At 69.3% G+C, this 20,849-nt stretch carries 18 protein-coding genes; 8 read left to right on the forward strand and 10 right to left on the reverse strand.

Features of this window, described 5'->3' with window-relative positions:
* Positions 1-81: 81 nt before the first annotated feature.
* The gene (locus R5H19_RS00340; protein ID WP_318156987.1) at positions 82-975 is read left to right on the forward strand and encodes a lipid A biosynthesis acyltransferase; all 894 of its coding nucleotides are present in this window, start codon (positions 82-84) and stop codon (positions 973-975) included.
* An 18-nt stretch (positions 976-993) separates the two neighbouring features.
* On the opposite strand, the gene R5H19_RS00345 is transcribed toward R5H19_RS00340, so the two are convergent.
* From R5H19_RS00345 to R5H19_RS00360, 4 genes are all read right to left on the reverse strand, one after another.
* Positions 994-1,320: a tetratricopeptide repeat protein gene (locus R5H19_RS00345; protein ID WP_318156988.1), complete on the reverse strand. Its 327-nt coding sequence runs from the start codon at positions 1,318-1,320 to the stop codon at positions 994-996.
* Positions 1,317-3,059, reverse strand: a complete 1,743-nt coding sequence (locus tag R5H19_RS00350) for a glycosyltransferase family 39 protein (protein WP_318156989.1) — start codon at positions 3,057-3,059, stop codon at positions 1,317-1,319. Before R5H19_RS00350 ends, R5H19_RS00345 begins: the two co-directional genes overlap by 4 nt.
* An 80-nt stretch (positions 3,060-3,139) precedes the next feature.
* Complete coding sequence (locus R5H19_RS00355) at positions 3,140-4,171, reverse strand: CDP-glycerol glycerophosphotransferase family protein (protein WP_318156990.1); 1,032 nt, start codon at positions 4,169-4,171, stop codon at positions 3,140-3,142.
* 147 nt (positions 4,172-4,318) lie between these two features.
* Positions 4,319-5,134, reverse strand: coding sequence for a glycosyltransferase family 2 protein (locus R5H19_RS00360; protein WP_318156991.1), 816 nt, complete (start codon positions 5,132-5,134; stop codon positions 4,319-4,321).
* A gap of 172 nt (positions 5,135-5,306) precedes the next feature.
* Here R5H19_RS00360 and R5H19_RS00365 point away from each other — a divergent pair, with 172 nt between their 5' ends.
* From R5H19_RS00365 to R5H19_RS00375, 3 genes are read left to right on the forward strand one after another with little or no spacing between them, the layout of a single operon-like run.
* Entirely contained in the window at positions 5,307-6,257 is a 951-nt protein-coding gene (locus tag R5H19_RS00365) for a UDP-glucuronic acid decarboxylase family protein (protein WP_318156992.1), read from the forward strand.
* A complete protein-coding gene (locus tag R5H19_RS00370) occupies positions 6,254-7,192 on the forward strand; it encodes a glycosyltransferase family 2 protein (protein WP_318156993.1) in 939 nt (312 codons plus the stop codon). The genes R5H19_RS00365 and R5H19_RS00370 overlap by 4 nt, the downstream gene beginning before the upstream one ends.
* A gap of 10 nt (positions 7,193-7,202) precedes the next feature.
* A complete protein-coding gene (locus R5H19_RS00375; protein WP_318156994.1) occupies positions 7,203-8,030 on the forward strand; it encodes a glycosyltransferase family 2 protein in 828 nt (275 codons plus the stop codon).
* 21 nt (positions 8,031-8,051) lie between these two features.
* On the opposite strand, the gene R5H19_RS00380 is transcribed toward R5H19_RS00375, so the two are convergent.
* From R5H19_RS00380 to def, 6 genes are all read right to left on the reverse strand, one after another.
* Positions 8,052-8,963 carry a glycosyltransferase family 2 protein gene (locus R5H19_RS00380; protein WP_318156995.1) on the reverse strand — a complete coding sequence of 304 codons (912 nt, stop codon included), beginning with the start codon at positions 8,961-8,963 and terminating at the stop codon, positions 8,052-8,054.
* On the reverse strand, positions 8,963-10,408 hold the full coding sequence (locus R5H19_RS00385; protein WP_318156996.1) for an O-antigen ligase family protein: 1,446 nt from the start codon (positions 10,406-10,408) through the stop codon (positions 8,963-8,965). Before R5H19_RS00385 ends, R5H19_RS00380 begins: the two co-directional genes overlap by 1 nt.
* A gap of 127 nt (positions 10,409-10,535) precedes the next feature.
* A complete protein-coding gene (locus R5H19_RS00390; RefSeq protein WP_318156997.1) occupies positions 10,536-12,254 on the reverse strand; it encodes a glycosyltransferase family 39 protein in 1,719 nt (572 codons plus the stop codon).
* 81 nt (positions 12,255-12,335) lie between these two features.
* A complete protein-coding gene (gene rsmB, locus R5H19_RS00395) occupies positions 12,336-13,637 on the reverse strand; it encodes a 16S rRNA (cytosine(967)-C(5))-methyltransferase RsmB (RefSeq protein WP_318156998.1) in 1,302 nt (433 codons plus the stop codon).
* On the reverse strand, positions 13,634-14,560 hold the full coding sequence (gene fmt / locus R5H19_RS00400; RefSeq protein WP_318158120.1) for a methionyl-tRNA formyltransferase: 927 nt from the start codon (positions 14,558-14,560) through the stop codon (positions 13,634-13,636). Before fmt ends, rsmB begins: the two co-directional genes overlap by 4 nt.
* An 11-nt stretch (positions 14,561-14,571) precedes the next feature.
* On the reverse strand, positions 14,572-15,081 hold the full coding sequence (gene def / locus R5H19_RS00405; protein ID WP_318156999.1) for a peptide deformylase: 510 nt from the start codon (positions 15,079-15,081) through the stop codon (positions 14,572-14,574).
* A 189-nt stretch (positions 15,082-15,270) separates the two neighbouring features.
* On the opposite strand from def, the gene R5H19_RS00410 reads away from it, so the two are divergent.
* The 4 genes from R5H19_RS00410 (at position 15,271) to R5H19_RS00425 (ending at position 20,846) form a co-directional block, all read left to right on the forward strand.
* Positions 15,271-16,392 (forward strand): LysM peptidoglycan-binding domain-containing protein, encoded by a 1,122-nt coding sequence (locus R5H19_RS00410; RefSeq protein ID WP_318157000.1) that lies wholly within the window; start codon positions 15,271-15,273, stop codon positions 16,390-16,392.
* 93 nt (positions 16,393-16,485) lie between these two features.
* Positions 16,486-17,655 carry a DNA-processing protein DprA gene (dprA, locus tag R5H19_RS00415; protein WP_318157001.1) on the forward strand — a complete coding sequence of 390 codons (1,170 nt, stop codon included), beginning with the start codon at positions 16,486-16,488 and terminating at the stop codon, positions 17,653-17,655.
* A gap of 122 nt (positions 17,656-17,777) precedes the next feature.
* Positions 17,778-20,273 carry a DNA topoisomerase I gene (locus tag R5H19_RS00420; protein ID WP_318157002.1) on the forward strand — a complete coding sequence of 832 codons (2,496 nt, stop codon included), beginning with the start codon at positions 17,778-17,780 and terminating at the stop codon, positions 20,271-20,273.
* Positions 20,274-20,846 (forward strand): Sua5/YciO/YrdC/YwlC family protein, encoded by a 573-nt coding sequence (locus R5H19_RS00425; RefSeq protein ID WP_318157003.1) that lies wholly within the window; start codon positions 20,274-20,276, stop codon positions 20,844-20,846.
* Positions 20,847-20,849 lie beyond the last annotated feature (3 nt).

Consider the following 20,849-nt stretch of genomic DNA (forward strand, 5'->3'; position numbering starts at 1 on the left):
CGGCGCCGCCGCAGCCGGGGAAAGGTGCCCGGCCGCCGGCATGGCAGCGTGCTGCGCAGCAGCCTCCCGTAAACTGCGCGGATGCGTATCGACATGTACCTGGTCTACTTCCTGTTGCGTCTGCTGGCGCTGCCGCCGCTGCGTGTGCTGCACGGCATCGGCGGTGGGTTGGGTCGCCTGCTGCTGTGGCGTGGCAGCCGCACGGTGCGCCATACCGCGGCGAACCTGCGTATCGCGCGGCCGCAACTGGATGAAGCGGCCCGGGCGGCGCTGCTGCGCGAGGTGGTGGCCGAGAGCGGCAAGTCGGTCACCGAGATCATCAAGGTCTGGGGCGCCGGTGCCGAACGCGCGCTGGCGCTGGTGCGCGAGGTGCGCGGCGAGGCGCTGCTGGATGCCGCGCTGGCCGCGGGCAGGGGCGTGATCATCGCCGCACCGCACCTGGGTTGCTGGGAGCTCTTGAACTACTGGCTGTGCCGCAAGACGCCGATGGCGATCCTGTACCGGCCGCCGCGGATCGCCGCGGTCGAGGGCCTGTTGCGCAAGGTGCGCGGCGCGCTGGCGCCGGAGCAGGTGCGTGCCGACGGCGCCGGCGTGCGCACGCTGTACAAGCGGCTGGCTGCGGGCGGCACGGTGGGCATCCTGCCGGACCAGAAGCCACGCGCGGGCGAGGGCCGGATCGCGCCGTTCTTCGGCCGCGACGCGCTGACCATGGTGCTGCTGCCGCGGCTGGCCGCGCGTACCGGGGCGGCCGTGCTGTATGCCTTCGCCGAGCGGCTGCCGCGCGGCACCGGTTACCGCATCCACCTGCTGCCGGCGCCGGCGGGCCTGGCCGACGCTGATCTCGGCGTCGCCTGCCGTGCGCTCAACCAGGGCGTGCAGGACTGCGTCGAACTGGCCTTCCCGCAGTACCAGTGGCAGTACAAGCGCTATTCGGCGGATGGCCTGATCAGCCCGTACGACCGCGAACAGGGATAGGCCGCGCTACGCGCGCTTCTACGAGCGTGGCTTCTCGAGCCGGCGCAGGAACACGCCCATTTCCTTCTCGGCCTGCTTGTCGCCGCGTTGCGCGGCGGCGGCGATGCCGCTGCGCCAGGCGTCGACGGCGGCGGTTTCGTCGCCGCCGGCCAGGCAGGCCTTGCCGAGCAGTTTCCACGCCGCCGAGTAGGTCGGGTCGAAAGCCACCGCGCGGCGCAGCTCCTCGATCGCGGCGCCCGTATCGTCCGCGGCCAGCAGCGCACTGCCCAGCGAAAAGCGCAGCAGCGCGCCATCGCGCGGGCCGCCGCACTGTTGGCGCAGGCTGGCGATCAGCTCGGCGTTCATGGCTGGATGCGGTAGCGCCAGTCGTCGGCCGGGTAGACCCGGGTCGGCTGGGCCGGTTCCGGCGGTGTGTGCCCAGCCCGCAGGTCGGCCAGCGAGGTGGCCGGCCAGACCACCAGCCATGACGAGCGGAATGGCTGCACCAGCAAGGCGTAACGCAGGTCGTTGGCGTCGGTCCGGTCCACGCGCACCACGATCAGGCCGTCCGGGTGGGCGCGGGCGAAGTCCTGCACGGCCTGGTCCTGCGTGGCCGGGTCGCCCAGCAGCTCCTCGATCGGCCGGGTCAGCCGGCCTTCGAAATGGAACTGGCCTTCGTAGTTGCCCATGAAGGCGATCGCCCGGTCGGCCTGGTCGGCGGCGCCAAGCAGGAGCGCGGTGGGACGCAGGTCGTAACGCGGCCACAGGGTCAGCGTGAACAGGGTGTTGAGCGCGAGCACGCCGACCAGCCCGGCCACCGCCAACCGGCGCAGCTCGCCGCGACCGCGCAACAGCAGCAGGCTGCCCAGCAGCAGGAACAGCATGCCGAAGTAGCGGCTGTACGGCGCCGCCGCATCGGCCCATTCGCCGTGCAGGTGGTTGCCGTCCACCAGCAGCGGCAGCAGGAACAGCGCCAGCGCGAAGGCGATGCCGCCCACGCCCAGCGGCCAAGTGCCGAGCCAGCCGTTGTAGGCCAGGTTCGGGCGGCGCTCGCGCAGCACGGCGATCGCCCCGGCCAGCAGCAGGGCGATGCCGCCGAGTTCCGGCAACGGGTAGTACAGCTGCTTGCCGCTGATCAGCGAGAACACCATGAAGCTGGGCAGCAGCCAGCACAGCGCGAAACGCAGGCCCGATTCCAGCGGCCGGCGCAGGCCGGCCACGGCCATCCACGCGCGCGGCCAGCCGCTGAACGGGAACAGCATCAGCGGCAGCCACAGCAGGTAGAACCAGATCGGCTCGGCGTGGTTCTGCAGGTCCTTGCCCGCGGCCAGCTTGTCGACCACGCGGCCGGCGGTCTGGGTGAAGAACAGCCGCTGCCGGTACGCCTCGCCGCCGGAGAAGCCGGCCGGCAGCGCCCAGGCCAGCAGCATCGCGCCGCCGAGCAGCAGCGCCAGCACGCCGCGGCCGTACCAGCGCGCGCGGTGTCGGCCGGCCCAGGCGTTCCACAGCGGGCCCAGCAGCCACGGGAAGGCCACGTGCAGCAGCATCACCGGACCCTTGGTCAGCAGCCCGAAGCCCACGCAGAGGCCGAACAACAGCCAGCGCGGTTCGCTGCGTTGCGGCTTCGGCGTCAGGCACAGCAACGCGGCCAGCACCCACACCGCCAGCAGCACGTCGTACATGATCTGCAGGCCGAACAGGAACGCATAGCCGAACGCCAGCAGCATCCACGGCGTGGCCTTGGCCATCCACGGCCGGTCCGGAAACAGGCGCCGCGCCAGCAGCGACACCAGCACCAGCTGTGTGCCGCCGAACAGCACCTCCAGCACGCGCGGCCACACGTCGCTGACGCCGAACGCGAACCAGCCGGCCTGGATCAGCCAGAACAGCAGCGGCGCCTTCTCGCTGTACGGCGCCCCGTTGATGTGCGGCACCAGCCAGTGACCCTGGTTCCACATTTCCCACGCCACCGCCAGGGTGCGCGTGGAGTACAGCGGCATCGGTCCGTGCGAGAAGATCGCCAGCAGCGCCACGACGGCCCACAGCGGCAGCCAGGGCCACACGGCGCGCAGGTGTTCGGAACGGCGGTAGGAGCTGGACGGCACGGGCGGACTCTCGGCGGACTGGGGGCGATTCTAGCCTGTGGCCTGTGGCCGCAAGGCGACCGGGTCGGCGGACGGCGAGGTCAGGCCGGCCCCCAGTAGCCGATGCGGCGGCGGATCTTCAGCTTGCGCCACAGGTTCAGCGGCTTGCGCCGGCGGTTCTTCGCGCCGCGGGCGATGAAGGTGTCGATCGCCTCCAGCACGCGTTCGCTGGAACGACCGTCGCGCCAGGGGTGGATCGCGTCGGCGTAGGCGCGGATCGCCGCCATCAGTTCCGGTGGGCGGCTCAGCGCTCGCTCTATCGCCGGCTCGAAATCCTTCGCGTCGTGGATGTCGATCAGCTGCGGGCCCGGCCGGCGGTTGTTGAACGTCACCACCGGCTTGCCGGTGAGCAGGAACTCGTTGAGCGCGGACGAGGTGTCCGAGCACATCATGTCCACCTGCGGGAACAGTTCCAGGATGTTGTCGTTCTCGGCGAAGCTGAGGTACTCGTTCTGCAGCGCCTTGAACTTCGCGGTGGTTTCCGGGTTCATCTTCGGATGGAAGCTGACGATCCAGCGCCAGCGGCCGTCGCGCGACAGCCGCTTCACTTCCTCGTACAGCGTTTCGGCCGCGCTCCACGACGGCGAGAAGGTGGAGTGGTACAGGATCACCGGCGGCTGGCGTACCGGCGGCAGCGGGCCGCTGATCTGCTGCATGAACGGGTCGAGCTTGGGGAAACCGGTCTCGATCACGCTGAAGTGGCCGAGCTTGTCGGCGATCGCCTGGAACTGCGCGGTGTCGCGCGGGCCGGTGGTGCAGTACAGGTCGAAGAAGCCGCGCACGTAGATGTGCCGCGGCTTGCCGGCGTCGAAGCCGTGGAAGGTCTCCACCTTCACCCCGGGGAAGAAGTGCGGCACCGCGTTGGACGAGGTGATCACCGCCAGCGGCTGCCACGCGCGCACTTCCTCGACCGTCAGCAGGCGCTCGCCGGCGACCAGATCCTCCGCGCCGGGACCGTCGAAGAACCAGGCGGCCTCGTCGCCGCGGGCGCGGATGGCCTCCTGCAGCGGGCGCAGGATGGCCAGCGCGTAGCGCTCGGAGCCGTAGAGGAGGTAGTGCTTTTTGGGAGGCATGGGCAATGGCGAGTTGTGGGTTGCAAGAGCTGCAAAATGAAGGTTACGGCGAGCCCCCGCACCCTCACCTCAATCCTCTCCCGGAGGGAGAGGAGGCGAAGGTGCCGAGCGGGTTCGCTTGAGCATGCTGCGTCGCGAACCTGTGCTTCAGCGATCCATGTGATGTTTGTTCAATAAATCGGCCGCGTCCGCGACCGATTTGGGGTTGTTGACCATCTCGTAGTAGCGCATGCGCTTGTACAGCGCGTAGCTGGCCGCGGTCTGCGCGATCAGGAAGCCGCGCCAGCCGTCGAGGAAGGCCAGCCGGAACAGATAGTCCTTGAGGAAGGCCAGCGCGTAGACGAACGGCGCTTGCCACATCCGTACCGGCTTGCCCTTGTCCAGCCAGTCGCGGCATTTCAGTTCGGCGTAGCGCAGCACCTTCAGCTGCTTGTGTGGCAGCGTCGGGTTGTTGGCGTGGTTGAACGGGGCGCGCAGGGTCGGTACGGCACCCTCGAAGCGCAGCGACTCGTGTACCCGCGCATCGCTCCAGCGCGCACGTCCGCGGTGGTACAGCCGCGCCAGCTTCTCGCCCACGGACGGGCGGTACCAGCGCATCGGCCGGCCCATGTAGATCGTGCTGCGGCGCAGGTACACCGCCGCCGCGCCACCGGCCATCAGGGCCGGCAGCCGCTGCTGCAACTCGGCGGCGAGTTCCGGCGTGAGGTATTCGTCGGCGTCCAGCACCAGGATCCAGTCGTGGCTGCACTGGCTGCTGGCGAAGTTGCGCTGCGCGCCGAAGCCGAGCCAGTCCTGGTGGACCACGCGCGCGCCGTGCGCCTGCGCGATCGCCACCGTGTCGTCGTCGCTGCCGGAATCGACCACCAGCTTCTCGGCCGCGAACGGCACGCTGTCGAGGCAGCGTGCGATGCTCCCGGCCTCATTGTGGGTGATGACGGCGAGGGTCAGCGGGAACGTGGGCATGGGCGGATTCTAGCCGAAGCCCGGGAGGCTCCCGCGGGTCGGCGGGCTGAACGGGTTGTGTATCGGGCGGGCCGGTCGCATCCTTGCACGGAAATCCATGACATTATTCGCTGCTCGGCAGCGGATCCAGCGCCGCCTCACCCTCTACCGCAACGGTATCGAACGGCAACGCATGAAACGGATTCTCGTCACCGGCGGCGCCGGTTTCCTCGGTTCGCACCTGTGCGATCGCCTGCTCCACGACGGCCACGACGTGCTGTGCGTGGACAACTTCTTCACCGGCAGCAAGCGCAACGTGGCGCACCTGCTCACCCACCCGTACTTCGAGCTGATGCGCCACGACGTGACCTTCCCGCTGTACGTGGAGGTGGAGCGCATCTTCAACCTGGCCTGCCCGGCCTCGCCGGTGCACTACCAGCACGACCCCGTGCAGACCACCAAGACCAGCGTGCATGGCGCGATCAACATGCTCGGCCTGGCCAAGCGGGTGAAGGCGCGCATCCTGCAGGCCTCCACCAGCGAGGTCTACGGTGACCCGGAAGTGCACCCGCAGGCCGAGGCGTACTGGGGCCGGGTCAATCCGATCGGCGTGCGCAGTTGCTACGACGAAGGCAAGCGCTGCGCCGAGACGCTGTTCTTCGACTATTACCGCCAGCACGCGCTGGACATCAAGGTGGTGCGCATCTTCAATACCTATGGCCCGCGCATGCATCCAAACGACGGCCGGGTGGTGAGCAACTTCATCGTGCAGGCGCTCAAGGGCGAGGACATCACCATCTACGGCGACGGCAGCCAGACGCGCAGCTTCTGCTACGTCGACGACCTGATCGAGGCGATGGTGCGCATGATGGATTCCGAACGCGGCTTCACCGGTCCGGTGAACATCGGCAATCCGGTCGAGCACACCATGCTGGAATTGGCCGAGAAAGTGCTGGCCCTGGTCGGCGGCCGTTCGAAGCTGGTGTACCGGCCGCTGCCGTCCGATGATCCGCGCCAGCGCCAGCCGGACATCGGCGTGGCTCGCGACCAGCTCGGCTGGCAGCCGACGGTGGCGCTGGAGGACGGCCTGAAGGAAACCATCGGCTACTTCCGCCGCCTGCTGCAGGACGGTGCGGCGGCATGATCAGCTTCGCGGTCGTCATCACCAGCTACAACTATCGCGACTTCGTCGGCACGGCGATCGACAGCGCGCTGGCGCAGACCCGCGCGCCGATGCAGGTCATCGTGGTGGACGACGGTTCCACCGATGGCACGCCGACCCATCTGCGCGAACGCTACGGCAACGACCCGCGAGTGACTTTGCTGTGTGGCGAGAACGGCGGCCAGCTGGCCGCGTTCCAGCGCGGCGTGGCGCAGGCGCGCGCCGAGGTGGTCTGTTTCCTCGACGCGGATGACCGCTGGGAGCCGGATTACCTGGCACGCCTGGGCGAACTCTACGACAGTCGCCGCGACGTCGACTTCGTGTTCTCCGACATGCAGCTGTTCGGCGACGAGAACCGCTGGATGGGCTACGCCGCGCAGTCGCGCGACCTCGGCTTCACCGCGATCAGCACCTACGTGCTGATGCACTGGTACGGCGCTCCCACCTCGGCGCTGTCGATGCGTGCGCCGTGGGCGCACCGCACGCTGGAGCTGCCGGCGCAGCTGAGCCAGACGTGGCGGTTGTCCGCCGACAACTGCCTGGTGTTCGGTGCCAGCGTGCTGGGCGCGCGCAAGTACTACCTGCGCACCGGCGCGGTGCATTACCGCATCCACGGCAACAACGGCTGGTGGGGCCGGCAGACGGCGGCCACGACGTACCTGAACCGGTTCCGCTCGCGCTGCCTGATCGGGATCTACGCGCGCAGCATCGGCCTGGACGAGCGCTGCCTGGAAAGTGTCAAGCACGAGTTTCGCACCAAGCCGGATCCCTCCTGGCGCGAGGCCCGGCACTACGCGAAGCTGGCGCGCCTGCGCCACGGCTCGTGGCTGCGCAACCAGCAGCGTGCCGCGTCGATCCTGTGGTCGACGCTCAAGCGGCACCGACCCGAAGCGGCGCCGCAGTCGGCGATGGACTGAGCGGGCCGCCATGCGCATCAGCGTCGCCGTCATCACCTACAACTGGCCCGCCGCGCTGGAGCGGGTGCTGCGCGCGCTGGCCGCGCAGAGCGAACTGCCGCACGAGGTGATCGTCACCGACGACGGCTCACGCGAGGAAACCCGGCAGCTGCTCGAACGGCTGGCGGTCGACTACCCGACGCGCCTGGTGCACCTGTGGCAGAACGACGACGGCGCGCGCATGAGTCGCGCGCGCAACCGCGCGATTGCCGCCGCGCAGGGCGACTACGTGATTTTGCTCGACGGCGACATGGTGGCCGAACGGCACTTCGTCGCCGACCACCGCCGCTTCGCGCGCCGCGGCTGTTTCGTGCAGGGCTCGCGCGTGCTCACCGACGCCGCGCTGACCGCACGCATGCTGGATGGCAGCCAGGGGATGCCCGGCTTTTTCAGCCGCGGCATCGAGCGGCGGCGGCATACGCTGCACTTGCCGTGGCTGGCGCGCTGGTACGCCCGGCCCGGTACCCGACGTCGCGGCATCAAGAGTTGCAACATGGCGTTCTGGCGCGACGACCTGCTGCGCCTGAACGGCTTCAACGAGGCGATGACCGGCTGGGGCCGCGAGGATACCGAGCTGGCCGTGCGCGCCTTCCATGCCGGCCTGCTCCGGCGCGACCTCCGCTTCAGCGCGCTGGCGGTGCATCTGCACCATGCCACCCGCAAGCACGTCGTCGGCAATCCCAACGACCGTATCGTGGACGACACGCGGGCGCGTCGGCTGCTGCGTTGCGAGCGTGGCGTCGACCAGCACCTGGCCGAGTTCGTCGGCCCGCCCGCCGACCTGCGGCCGGCAGGCTGAGGCGGCGCGGTCGCGGGTCGCTTACGGCAGGAACTGCCTGCTGGCGACTTTTCTCGCGGTGCCCGTAGCCCGTTGCACGAGGCTCGTCATGCCGGCGCAGCCCCAGGCAGCCCAGCGGATGGCATATCTGGGCTGGAGCAGGATGGCGTAGAGCAGCGCCGCCGGCAGCGCCGCAGCCAGGATCTTGGCCAGGTAGAGGTTGCCCGCGTGGCGCCCCACGTACTTGTCGAGCGCGATGTGGCGCGAGCGCGCGTAATGGAACGATTTGAGAAAGCGGGTGCGCGCCTCGTCCGTCGACGATGACGCGCCGACGTGCCGTGCGTTGGCGCGCGGCTCGAACAGGCAGGCGTGGCCGGCTTTCTGCAGGCGCAGGCACAGGTCGTCGTCTTCGTAGTAGAGGAAGAAACTCTCGTCGAAGCCGCCGACGTGCTTGAACGTGTCGGTGCGCAGCAGCAGGCAGCTGCCGTGCAGCCAATCGGCGCAGCAGGTGGCCTGGGCCGCTTCGTAGCGGCCCTTTTTCCCGTGGATCTTGTAGAAGGCCTGGCGGAACGATCGTTGCGGTTTCCCGTCGTTGCGCCAGCTTTGCGGGGCGACGGCGGCGGCATCGGGGTGGCGATCGAGCGTATCCAGCAGGATCGCCAGGTTGGTCGGGTCGATGCTGCTGTCGGGGTTGAGCAGCAGGGCGAAAGGCGTGCGGACCCGCGCCATGGCTTCGTTGTTGGCGGCGCCGAACCCGATGTTGTCGCGCCTGGCGATCAGCCTGGCGTGCGGAATCCGCTGGCTTATCCGTGCGGTCGTGGCGTCGCTGCTGCCGTTGTCGACGATCACGACATGCGGGAATGCCTGCAAGGTGACGCCCAGCGAGTCGATGATCGACTCGCTCTGGTAGGTGACGCAGATGACCGTCACTTGCTCGAGCGGGGAATGGGGCATCAGTCGGGCCGGGGGGTGTCGCCGGTGGCCTGGATGCGCCTGGCGAGCGGAATGCAGGCCAGCAGCAGGATGAACACGTGGCGATGAGTGAAGTCCGCCCAGAGGCCATTGGCGAGCCCGGCAGCGAGATAGATCAGCAACAGGCAGTTGTAGATGTCTCTTTCCGGCTGTTCCAGGCGCTGTACGTAGCGCGCGAGCGCCAGCAGCAGGAACAGGTAGACCGCCAGTCCCGCAAGCCCCTGTTCGGCCGCGATGAGCAGCATTTCCTGGTGCGGATGCCCCATGTCGAAGGCGTCGAAGTCCGGCAGCCGGGCGATCGACTCCCGATAGAGCGGCGCCCATTGATGCAGGCCGTGGCCGAAGAGCGGGGCGGCAGCGATGATCGGCAGGGTGCGTCGCCACAGCTCGAGACGGATGCCTGTCGAAGTCGGCTGGCGCTCCGCCAGATACAGTTCGACCTCCTGTGGAATGGCCTGGACCAGCCTCTTCTGGACGAACGGTGTCGACCACGCAAGGGCCAGGGCGGCCACCGCCGACAGGAACGTGGCCAGCAGTACGCGCTTGTCGAAGTGCCATAGCGCCGCGCTTCGCCATATCCAGTAGACCGCCAGCGGCACGAGGGTCAGATAGGTGGTGCGGCTTTCAAGTACCAGTGCGGCGTTGAGCAGAGCCAGCCCGGTCGCGACGAGACAGAATCGCCGCACTTTTTTCGATCGGGCGGCGATGGCCGCCGCTGCGGCCATGGCGGCCAGGATGAGCGTGGCCAGGCCCTGCTGCGTGTATTCCTTGAACACGGTGTTGTGCAGGGTCGGAGACAGCAGCGCGTCCGGCCGTTGCGGTATCAGGCCGAGGCTCATGCCGAAGGATGCCAGCACCACGAATCCTGCCGCCGAGGCGAAGGCCAACAGGGCGCGACGGCGCCATGGCGTGGTCTGGAGCAGCGAGACGAACAGCAGCGGGTAGACGCAGGCCCACACGAAGGAAGCGGTGGGCGGGAAGGACGCGGTGAGGTACCACGCGTGCAGCGCGCTGAGCATGAGTACCGCCCACCACACCAGTGCGCCCCGTGCCACAGGATGTCGCGCAGCCTCGGTCCAGCGCCGGCGCGCGTCGGCGCCCAGCATGGAGAAAAGGAAGGCCAGCCCCAGCGCGACGTTCGTCGCAGGCTTGTTCAGCGGTACGCAGAACAGGCTGGCAACGGCGCACCAGCGGCCCGCCGCAAGCATCGCCTCGCGGACGCGCAGCCATGGCAGGGCGCGGGTAGTGTCGGTTACGGAGTGTGGCGCGATGTCCGGTGTCCGGCTCCCGCCGCGGCCGTGGGCTGACGAGCGGTCGCCGGCGAGGTCATCGTCGCGGCTCTCCGCATCCGGCAAAGGCGTCGGCAGGGAGAGTGGAACGGAAGGAGTGCGAACTGCGCCCACAACGTGCATCCAGCGATCCGACATGAATTCCCTTCTGGATGCTAGCGGCCACCGTGTCCGACGTGGCTTGCGCGCCGAAGCGCGTATTGCAGGCATTCATCTTGAATGTGTGTTCACAACGTGAACGTGAAGTTTAGCCGGTGTCGCCGCATCAGTCAGTGGCGTCGTCCGCATTTTCCTGCGCGCTGGCGCCGGGCACGCAGTCCGGCACGACGGCGGCAGCCTGGAACAGCCACCACTCGCGGCGGTTGGCGTGGCCGACGTAGACGGCGCGACGGCGATCCACGCAAGCGCCCATCGCCTCGTCGAGGCTGAAGATCCAGCGCTGCGCCGGATCCTGCCGCAACCAGGTCACGGCATCGGCGTACTGCTGCGGCCACGGCTTCAGGAAGCCGAATTCGACGACCGGACCTTGCGCCATCAGCAGGTTCTGCTCTTTCCAGGCGAGCAGGCCGAGCGTGGCGTCCGGTCCGGCGATGGCGCGCGCGCGCACCATCACGTCGCGCGCCGAGCGGTCGCCGTTGAGCATCGGGTAGCCCCACAGGCCGTACACGCTCCACAGCACGCCGACGAACAGCAACCAGCCCAACGGCGCGCGGCGTACCCGGGTCAGCGCGGCGATGACGAGGCCGGCCACGCCGATGACCAGCAGTATCCGCCAGATCTGCGGGTCCAGACTCTGCTCGATCTTCACCGCCCAGGCCGGATGGCGGTGGATCGCCCACGCGGCGGCGATGGTGAGACCCCCAGCCAGCAGCGTGGTCAGCGTGCACACCGCGATGCGTACGCCGCGCCGGCGCAGCAGGCCGGGAAGCAGCGGCGCCAGCGCCAGCGCGGTCATCGGCAACGCCGGCAGGATGTAGACGTCGCGCTTGCCCGGGCTGAACGAGAAGAACAGCAGCAGCAGCACGATCCAGCCCAACGGCAGCAGGAAGCGCGCGTCGCGCCGCCGCAGCCGGCGCCACCACGCCGGGATCGCCCACGGCAGCAGCAGCGACAGCGGCAGCCAGTCGACCACGATGATGCCGAGGAAGTAGAACGGCGAGTGGAGGTGTCCGGTCGGCGTGGCGTAGCGGTGCACGGTCTGCCCGAACAGGATGTTCTGCACGTACTCGGCGTGCTGCGGGTCGCCGTCGGCATGCGCCACCAGCAGCATCGGCAGCAGCCAGCCGAGGATCGGCACGAAGAACAGCGCGAGGCTGCCGGCCCAGCGCCAGCCGCCGGTGGGCAGCGCCAGCTGGCGCCAGTGGCCGCGGCGCGCCACGAGATAGGGAATCAGCATCAGCAATGCCAGCACGCCGACGCCCTTGGTCGCCACGCCCACGCCGGCGAAGAAACAGCCGACGGCGAACCAGCGCCAGGATGGCCCCAGCAGCAGGTGGCGCAGCAGGCCGTAATTGGCCAGCGTCATCCAGCCCAGCAGCACGGGGTCGATCTGCGCGTTGCGCATCTGGTAGGTGAAGTGGATGGTGACCAGCAGCGTGGCCGCGGCCAGCAGCGCGCTGCGGTGGTTCCACAGCCGCCGCGCCAGGTCGTAGACCAGCGCCAGCGCACCCAGCGCGGCGAGCAGCGAGGGCAGCAGGAAGGCGATGCGCCAGTTGTGGGTGAGGTAATAGCTGAGCGCCTGCAGCCACATGAACACCGGCGGCTTGTCCGGGTACAGCTCGTGGCCGCGGTGCGGGAACAGCCACTGGCCATGCTCGACCATCCACTGCGCCACCAGCGCGAAGCGCGGTTCGTCGGACGGCCACGGGTCGCGCAGGCCGAGGCCGAGGCCGAGCAGCAGCAGCGCGAACACGCCGAACAGCAGCAGTTCCGAGCGGGCGCTGCGCAGCCACAGCGGACGCGCTTGGGGCAGGAAGGGCTTCACGGGCGGCGGGTTCCGTCGATGGCGGTCGGGAGAGCGCCAAGCATAGCCCGGCAAGATGCCATGCCAAGCCTGGGGTTTGGCTTAGCGGGGTTTGTGCAGCACCGCGTAATACATGCCGTCGAGGTCGCCGTCGCCGGGCAGGATCTGCCAGCCGACGGCGGCGGCCTGTCCGACCGGCAAGGTCAGGGCCACGGCCTGCGCGTCGGGTTGATCTGCGAGCAGTTCGCCGACGATCGCCTCGTTCTCCGCGCGCAGCACCGAGCAGGTGACGTAGAGCAGCCGCCCGCCTGGTGCCAGCAGTGGCCACAGTGCGGCCAGGATGCGGCGCTGCTGCGCCTGCATCGCGGCGATGTCGCTTTCGCGCCGGTGCAGGCGCACGTCCGGCCGGCGGCGCAGCACGCCGCTGGCCGAACACGGCGCATCGAGCAGGATGCGGTCGAACGGCTGCCCGTCCCACCAGCCCTTCGGCGCGCCGGCGTCGCCGACCACGATTCTCGCGTCCAGCCGCAGCCGCATCAGGTTCTGGCGGATGCGTTCGGCGCGCACGGCGTCGAACTCCAGCGCGGTCAGCGCGACGTCGGCGCGTTCGAGCAGGTGGCAGGCCTTGCCGCCGGGCGCGGCGCAGGCATCCAGCACGCGCAGGCCGTCGCGCAGGTCGGCCAGGTCGGCGGCCACCTGGGCGGCGCCGTCCTGCACCGCGAACTGGCCGTCGTCGAAGCCGGGCATGCGGGTGACGTCGCTGCTGTGCGGCAGCACCAGCGCGTCGTCCAGCCAGGGATGCGCGGTGGCCGCGTAGCCGGCGCCCTGCAGCCGTGCGATCAGCGCCGCGCGATCGCTGCGGCGCCGGTTGACCCGCAGTATCAGCGGCGGCTCCCCGTTGTCGGCGGCCATCACCGCCTCGGCCTGGTGCGGCCAGTCGCGCTGCAGCGCGGCGGCCAGCCAGGCCGGGTGGGCGTGGCGGGTCTGCGGTGTGGCGTCGAGTTTCGCCAGCAGATTTTCGCGCTCGCGCTGCCAGCGCCGAAGTACCGCGTTGACCAGGCCGGCCAGCGCCGGCCGCTTGAGCGCGCGCACCGCCTCGACCGTGGCGGCCACGGCGGCGTAGTCCTGCAGTTCGAGGATTTCCAGCTGGACCAGCCCCAGCACCAGCAACGCGTGCACGGCGGGGTCCTTGTGCCGCAGCGATTTCTCCAGCAGGCCGTCCACCGCGGGGTCGAAGCGCAGCCACCAGCGCGCGCCTTCGCTGAGCAGGGCCATCAGCAGGGCGCGATCGCGTGGGTCGGCCAGTCGGGGGGCGGAACGCTCCATCACCTCGCGCAGCGAAGCGCCGCGCAGGGCGACTTCGGCGACCCCCCTGGCGGCCAGCGCACGGGTATCGGCCTTCATCGACGCTGACGCAGTTCGGGGCGGGCGTTGAGGTAGTCGGTCGCACCGATGCGCTTGCCGCCGGCGCGCTGCAGCGCAGTGATGCGCAACGCACCCTGCCCGCAGGCGAGGTCGATGCCGTCGCGACCGGCGGCCAGTACATTGCCTGGCGCGGCACGGTGATCCGCCTCGATCGCGTGGGCGGCCCAGATCCGCAGCGACTCGCCGGCGATCTCGCCCTCGGCCACCGGCCACGGGTCGAACGCGCGTACCTGGCGCTCCAGCTCGATGGCCGGGCGGCTGAAGTCGAGCCTGGCCTCGGCCTTGTCCAACTTGTGCGCGTAGGTGACGCCTTGCTCCGGCTGCGGCATGGCGACCAGCGCCTCGCCGGTCAGCGTGCGACGCAGCCCCTCGGCCAGCACGTCGGCACCCAGCGCGGCGAGCCGATCATGCAGCGAACCGCCGGTGTCGTCGCGGCTGATCGGGGTACGCCGCTCGAGCAGCACCGGGCCGGTATCCAGTCCCGCTTCCATCTGCATCAGGTCGACCCCGCTCTCGGCGTCGCCGGCGAGGATCGCGCGCTGGATCGGCGCGGCGCCGCGCCAGCGCGGCAGCAGGCTGGCATGCACGTTCCAGCAGCCGAGCCGCGGGATCGCCAGCACCTTGCGCGGCAGGATCAGGCCGTAGGCCACCACCACCAGCAGGTCGGGGCGGTAGTCGGCCAGTCGCTGCTGCACGTCGGCGGGTTTCAGCGATACGGGCTGTTCCACCGCGAGGCCGGCGGCCAGCGCGGCCTGTTTCACCGGGCTGGGCGTGAGCCTGCGACCGCGGCCGGCAGGACGGTCGGGCTGGGTGTAGACGGCCACCACCTCGGCGCCGCTGGCGCGGCAGGCCTCGAGACAGGGTACGGAAAATTCCGGGGTGCCGGCGAAGACCAGCCGCAGGGGCCGGGGGCTCAAGCGCTGGCCGCCTGCTTGCGGTGCTTTTCCAGCCGCTTCAGCAGCAGGCTGCGCTTCAGCGGCGACAGGTAGTCGACGAACACCTTGCCTTCCAGGTGGTCCATCTCGTGCTGGATGCACACCGCCAGCGGACCTTCGGCCTCGATCACGACCTCCTGGCCGGTCACGTCCTGCGCCTTCACCTTCACCTTCAGCGCGCGGGTGACGTCGGCGTACAGGCCGGGGAACGACAGACAGCCTTCCTGGTAGACCTGCGAGCCGTCCTTTTCGAGGATCTGCGCGTTGATCAGCGCCAGCGGCTGGTTGCGCTCCTCGCTCATGTCGGCGACCAGCACGCGCTGGTGCACGTTGACCTGGGTGGCGGCCAGGCCGACGCCGTTGGCGGCGTACATGGTCTCGAACATGTCGGCGACGAACTGCTTCAGCTTGGCGTCGAACACGCTCACCGGCGTGGCGCGGGTGCGCAGCCGGGGGTCGGGGAATTCAAGGATGGACAGCACGGACATGGATTTCACCTCGGCGCCGAAAGTGCGGGCGAATTGGTAAAAAGCCACCCGCGGCGCCATCTAGAATGTGCCTTATTGTACGTCGGCAAGCGCCCGAGTGCAGACGATTTTTGCCAACTCGCGCCTGTTGCGCGCATTAACCATTCGGTTACACTCGACCGAGCATCTGGGGAAGGGGGATTCCCGCCAATGATCAAGAAAATTATCGTGTTGCTGGCCGGCATGCTGGTCACCGTGGCCGTGTATGCGGCCGGTGCGCAACTGCGGGCCGATCATCCCGACAGCTACACCGTGCGCCGGGGCGACACCCTCTGGGACATCTCCGCCAAGTTCCTGTCCAAGCCGTGGCTTTGGCCGGAAATCTGGCAGGCCAATCCGCAGGTGCGCAACCCCCACCTGATCTACCCCGGTGACGTGCTCAACCTGTCCTTCATCAACGGGCCACGTCTGGGGTTGCAGCCGAGCGTGCGTCGCGAGGGCGAGGCGGTGCCGGCGATCCCGCTGTCCGAGCTGAAGATGTTCCTGAAGGACATGCGGGTGATGGACTCGAAGGCGGTCAGTTCCGCACCCTACGTGGTTGGCCTGGAGGAATCGCGCCTGCGCGGCACGGTCGGCCAGAACATCTACGTGCGCGGCCTGCAGAGCGAGCCTGGCCAGCGCTGGGCGATCGTGCGGCCGAGCCACGTGTTCCGCGGCTTCGACCAGAACGACGCGGCCAGCGCCGACCTGGTCGCCCATGGCCTGGACAGCAACGCGGCGATGGTCAAGTCGCCGTGGCGCGAGGATTCGCGCAACGACGGCCACTACGGCAAGGGCGACGACCTCGGCGTCGAGGTCAGCGTGATCGGCACCGCCGAGACGCTGCGTGCCGGCGACCCGGCCACCCTGCTGCTGCTGGGCTCGACCCAGGAGATCCGCAGCGGCGATCGCATCATGCCGCTGGACGAGTCGCCATACGACCCCTATTACTACCCGCATGCGCCGAAGTCGGTGCCGGCCAACGCCAAGGTGATCGGCTTCGCCGATGCGATGGACGCGGCCGGTTCGCGCCAGGTGGTGATGCTGTCGATCGGCGCGAAGGACGGCGTCGAGAACGGCCAGACCTACACGATGTTCGAGCCCGGCGAGACCATTCACGACGACGTGGCCAGCGACAGCATGCGTCGGGGCCTCGGCGAGACGGTCAAGCTGCCGGACGAATACGTCGGCCACGTGATGGTGTTCCGCACCTTCGACCGGGTCAGCTACGGCCTGGTGATGGACGGCTTGCGACCGGTGCACGTCGGCGCCCGCCTGGCCATGCCGGAGTAACCGCCGGCAAGCTCCCGCAGCGGCATCTGCCTACAGCACGGCGCGGTTTCCACCGCGCCGTTTTGTTTGCGCTTCGCTGCGTAAACTGCCGCCATGAGCATGGACGATCCTGACGAACTGCGCGCCTGGCTGGTCGCCTTGCGCACGCCCGGCCTCGGCCCCGGCGGCCTGCGCGAACGACTGGATGCGGCCGGTGGCGACATCGGCGCAACGCTGGTGCAGTTGCGCCGCGACGCGGCCCGGTTGGACGAGCCGGCCCGGGCCTGGCTGGTTCGGCCCGACGCGGCCCGGCTGGACGCCGACCTGGCCTGGCTGGCCGAACCCGGGCATCGGCTGCTGCGCTGTACCGATGCGGATTTCCCGCCGCAGCTGGAACACATCCCGCAGCCGCCGGCCGTGCTGTTCGTGGTCGGTGACGCCAGCCTGCTGCTGCTGCCGCAGGTGGCGATCGTGGGCGCGCGCGGCGCCAGCGCCGTAGGCCTCGCGCATGCCCGGGCGTTCGCGCTGGCGCTGGCGCAGGCCGGCTTCGCGATCACCAGCGGCATGGCCGACGGCATCGACGGCGCCGCCCACACGGCCGCGCTGGACGCCGGTGCGAAAACGCTCGCGGTGGTCGGTACCGGGCCGGATCGGGTGTACCCGCGCAAACATCATGCGCTGGCCCGGCGGGTCGCCGCACACGGTGCGCTGATCAGCGAGTTTCCGCCCGGTACGCCGGCGCGACCGGATCATTTCCCGCGCCGCAACCGGATCATCGCCGGCCTGGCGCTGGGCACCGTGGTGGTCGAGGCGGGCCTGCGTTCCGGCTCGCTGATCACCGCGCGACTGGCCGCCGAGCAGGGCCGCGAGGTGTTCGCGCTGCCCGGTTCCATCCACCATCCGCTGGCCCGCGGCTGCCACCGGCTGATCCGCGACGGCGCCCGGCTGGTCGAAACCGCGGCCGAGATTGTCGAGACATTGACACCGGCAGCGCGCATGCTTGGCGGTGAGCTGGCCGCGCGGCTGGAGGCGGCCGGCGGCGAGAGGGTGCAGCCGTTGCGGTTCGCCGGTGATGGCGGTGCGGCAGGCGAGCCGGTCGGCGGCGACGCCGGGTATCGGCGACTCCTGATCGAGCTTGGTCATGAGCCGACGACACTGGACGAGCTGGTGCAGCGTACCGGGCAGTCCGCCGCGGCACTTTCCTCGATGCTGCTGATGCTGGAATTGGAGGCCAGGGTGGCAAGCCTGCCGGGCAATCGCTACCAGCGCTTGCCCGACGACTGAGCCGCCGCCATGTGGTACCCGGGCTGCGGCCGAGCTTGACAGTCATTGGTGCGGCATGGTCTCAAATATATATATGTCCGGCACGGAAGCGCCGGTGGTTCACTTGGTGGATATCCAGCTTCATGGCGAAAAACCTGCTCATCGTCGAGTCACCGGCCAAGGCCAAGACGATCAACAAATACCTCGGCAAGGACTTCCAGGTCCTCGCCTCCTACGGTCACGTGCGCGACCTGAAGCCGAAGGAGGGCGCGGTCGACACCGAGCACGGTTTCGCGATGGCCTACGAGGTCATCGAGCGCAACGAGAAGCACGTCGATGCGATCGCCAAGGCGGCGAAGCTGGCCGACGACATCTATCTGGCGACCGACTTGGACCGCGAGGGCGAGGCGATTTCCTGGCACATCAGCGAGATCCTCAAGGAGCGCGGCCTGACCAAGGGCAAGCAGCTGCACCGCGTGGTGTTCTCCGAGATCACGCCGAAGGCGATCAAGGCCGCGGTGGCTTCGCCGCGCCAGCTCTCGCACGACCTGGTCGACGCGCAGCAGGCCCGTCGCGCGCTGGACTACCTGGTCGGCTTCAACCTGTCGCCGGTGCTGTGGCGCAAGGTGCAGCGTGGCCTCTCCGCCGGCCGCGTGCAGTCGCCGGCGCTGCGCATGATCGTCGAGCGCGAGGACGAGATCGAGGCGTTCAAGGCGCGCGAGTACTGGACCATCGAGGCCCAGCTCAAGCACGCCGAAGGCGACTTCACCGCGCGCCTCAGCAAACTCAACGGCAAGAAGTTCGAGCAGTTCGACCTCACCGGCGAGGCCGACGCACTGGCCGCCCGTGACGCACTGAAGCAGGCCGCGCGCGGCCGCCTCACCGTCAGCGAGGTCAGCTCGAAGGAACGCAAGCGCCGCCCGGCCGCTCCGTTCACCACCTCCACGTTGCAGCAGGAGGCGGCACGCAAGCTCGGCTTCACCACCAGCCGCACGATGAAGGTGGCGCAGGGCCTGTACGAGGGCGTGGCGCTGGGCAGCGAGGGCAACGTCGGCCTGATCACCTACATGCGTACCGACTCCACCATGCTCGGCGACGACGCGGTGGCCGAGCTGCGCCAGCTGATCGCGCGCGATTTCGGCGCACGCGCGCTGCCCGACGCGCCGCAGGTATACAAGACCAAGTCGAAGAATGCGCAGGAGGCGCACGAGGCGATCCGTCCGACCTCGGCGATGCGCACGCCGAAGTCGGTGGCCGCCTTCCTCAACGACGACCAGCGCAAGCTGTACGAGCTGATCTGGAAGCGCACGGTGGCCTGCCAGATGATCCATGCCACGCTGAACACCGTCACCGTCGAGTTCGCCGTGCGCGGCGTGGTCGGCGGCGACGCCGCGTTCCGCGCCAGCGGCACCACCGTGGTCGATCCGGGTTTCCTCGCCGTGTACGAGGAAGGCCGCGACCAGAAGGGCGCCGAGGACGACGACGAGGGCCGCCGGCTGCCGCGCCTGGCGGTGGACGAACAGGTGCCGCTGCACGACATCGTCGCCGACCAGCACTTCACCGAACCGCCGCCGCGCTACTCCGAGGCGAGCCTGGTCAAGGCGCTGGAGGAGTACGGCATCGGCCGCCCGTCGACCTACGCCAGCATCATCCAGGTGCTGCAGAACCGCGAGTACGTGTTCCTCGACAGCCGCCGCTTCAAGCCGACCGACGTGGGCCGCGCGGTCAGCAAGTTCCTCACCCAGCATTTCACCCGCTACGTCGACTACGACTTCACCGCCAAGCTCGAGGACGAGCTGGACGCGGTCAGCCGCGGCGAGGAAGCCTGGGTGCCGCTGATGCAGCGCTTCTGGCAGCCGTTCAAGCAGCAGGTGGAGGAGAAGACCGAGTCGGTCGACCGCAGCGAGGCCACCGGCGCGCGCGAACTGGGCAGCGACCCGAAGACCGGCAAACCGGTCTCGGTGCGGCTGGGCCGGTTCGGGCCGTACGCGGCGATCGGCACCAAGGACGACGAGGACAAGCCGCAGTTCGCCTCGTTGCGCCCGGGCCAGAGCATGCACACGATCACCCTGGCCGAGGCGCTGGAGCTGTTCAAGCTGCCGCGCAAGCTGGGCAGCGCGCCGAACGGCGACGAAGTCAGCGTGGCGATCGGCCGCTTCGGCCCGTTCGTCAAGCAGGGCAGCACCTACGCCTCGCTGAAGCCCGAGGACGATCCGTACACGATCGAACTGCCGCGCGCGCTGCAGATCGTGCAGGACAAGCTCGAGATGCTGGCCAACCGCGTCATCCTCGATTTCGGCAACGGCGTGCAGGTGCTGAACGGCCGCTACGGCGCCTACATCACCGACGGCGAGAAGAACGCGCGCATCCCGAAGGAACAGGAGCCGAAGGAGCTGACCGAGGCGCAGTGCCTGGAGCTGCTGGCCGCCGCGCCGGTGCGCAAGGGCCGCTTCGGCAAGAAGGCGGTGGTGAAGAAGACGGCGGCGAAGAAAGCGGCTGCCAAGAAGGCGCCGGCAAAGAAGACCGCAGCGAAGAAGGCTGCGGCAAAGAAGACCACGGCAAAGAAAACTGCCGCGAAGAAGGCCGCCAAGAAGAAAGCCGTCGCGAAGAAGACGGCGGCCGGCAAGGTCGAAGCCTGAGTGGCGCAACGCTTCACCCTCGCCGAACTCGACGCCGCCACCGTGCTGCTGCACGGCGGCGGCGTGCTGGCCTATCCCACCGAGGCCGTGTTCGGCCTTGGCTGCGACCCGCACGACCGCGCGGCCTTCGACAGGATCTTCGCGCTGAAGCAGCGCCCGGCGACCCAGGGCGTGCTGCTGATCGCCGCGGACTTCGCCCAGGTCGAACGCTACATCGACTTCGACAAGGTGCCGCCGAAGGTGCTGGCGGACGTGCGCGCGAGCTGGCCCGGCCCGCACACCTGGATCTTCCCGCGCTCGGCTGCCGTGCCAGACTGGGTGGCCGGCGCCCATGCGGGCATTGCGCTGCGCGTTACTGCGCATGAGCCCGCCGCCGCGCTGTGCCGGGCCTTTGGTGGCGCGCTGGTGTCGACCAGCGCCAACCCGCACGGCCAACCGCCGGCACGTTCGGCGCAGACCGTGACCGATTATTTCGGTGCTGCCCTGGACGGCCTGCTGGACGCCCCGCTGGGCGGCCAGGCCGGTCCCACGGAGATTCGCGATGCGCTGTCGGGCGCTATCATCCGCGCCTGAACA

This window comes from Rhodanobacter sp. KK11, assembly GCF_033345435.1.
Lineage (GTDB): Bacteria > Pseudomonadota > Gammaproteobacteria > Xanthomonadales > Rhodanobacteraceae > Rhodanobacter.

Bases quoted from the DNA above. Each gene is read 5' to 3' on its own strand.
- R5H19_RS00340 (WP_318156987.1), top strand. From the start codon at position 82: ATGCGTATCGACATGTACCTGGTCTACTTCCTGTTGCGTCTGCTGGCG.
- R5H19_RS00345 (WP_318156988.1), bottom strand. From the start codon at position 1,320: ATGAACGCCGAGCTGATCGCCAGCCTGCGCCAACAGTGCGGCGGCCCG.
- R5H19_RS00355 (WP_318156990.1), bottom strand. From the start codon at position 4,171: ATGCCTCCCAAAAAGCACTACCTCCTCTACGGCTCCGAGCGCTACGCG.
- R5H19_RS00360 (WP_318156991.1), bottom strand. From the start codon at position 5,134: ATGCCCACGTTCCCGCTGACCCTCGCCGTCATCACCCACAATGAGGCC.
- R5H19_RS00365 (WP_318156992.1), top strand. From the start codon at position 5,307: ATGAAACGGATTCTCGTCACCGGCGGCGCCGGTTTCCTCGGTTCGCAC.
- R5H19_RS00370 (WP_318156993.1), top strand. From the start codon at position 6,254: ATGATCAGCTTCGCGGTCGTCATCACCAGCTACAACTATCGCGACTTC.
- R5H19_RS00375 (WP_318156994.1), top strand. From the start codon at position 7,203: ATGCGCATCAGCGTCGCCGTCATCACCTACAACTGGCCCGCCGCGCTG.
- R5H19_RS00380 (WP_318156995.1), bottom strand. From the start codon at position 8,963: ATGCCCCATTCCCCGCTCGAGCAAGTGACGGTCATCTGCGTCACCTAC.
- R5H19_RS00385 (WP_318156996.1), bottom strand. From the start codon at position 10,408: ATGTCGGATCGCTGGATGCACGTTGTGGGCGCAGTTCGCACTCCTTCC.
- rsmB (WP_318156998.1), bottom strand. From the start codon at position 13,637: ATGAAGGCCGATACCCGTGCGCTGGCCGCCAGGGGGGTCGCCGAAGTC.
- def (WP_318156999.1), bottom strand. From the start codon at position 15,081: ATGTCCGTGCTGTCCATCCTTGAATTCCCCGACCCCCGGCTGCGCACC.
- R5H19_RS00410 (WP_318157000.1), top strand. From the start codon at position 15,271: ATGATCAAGAAAATTATCGTGTTGCTGGCCGGCATGCTGGTCACCGTG.
- dprA (WP_318157001.1), top strand. From the start codon at position 16,486: ATGAGCATGGACGATCCTGACGAACTGCGCGCCTGGCTGGTCGCCTTG.
- R5H19_RS00420 (WP_318157002.1), top strand. From the start codon at position 17,778: ATGGCGAAAAACCTGCTCATCGTCGAGTCACCGGCCAAGGCCAAGACG.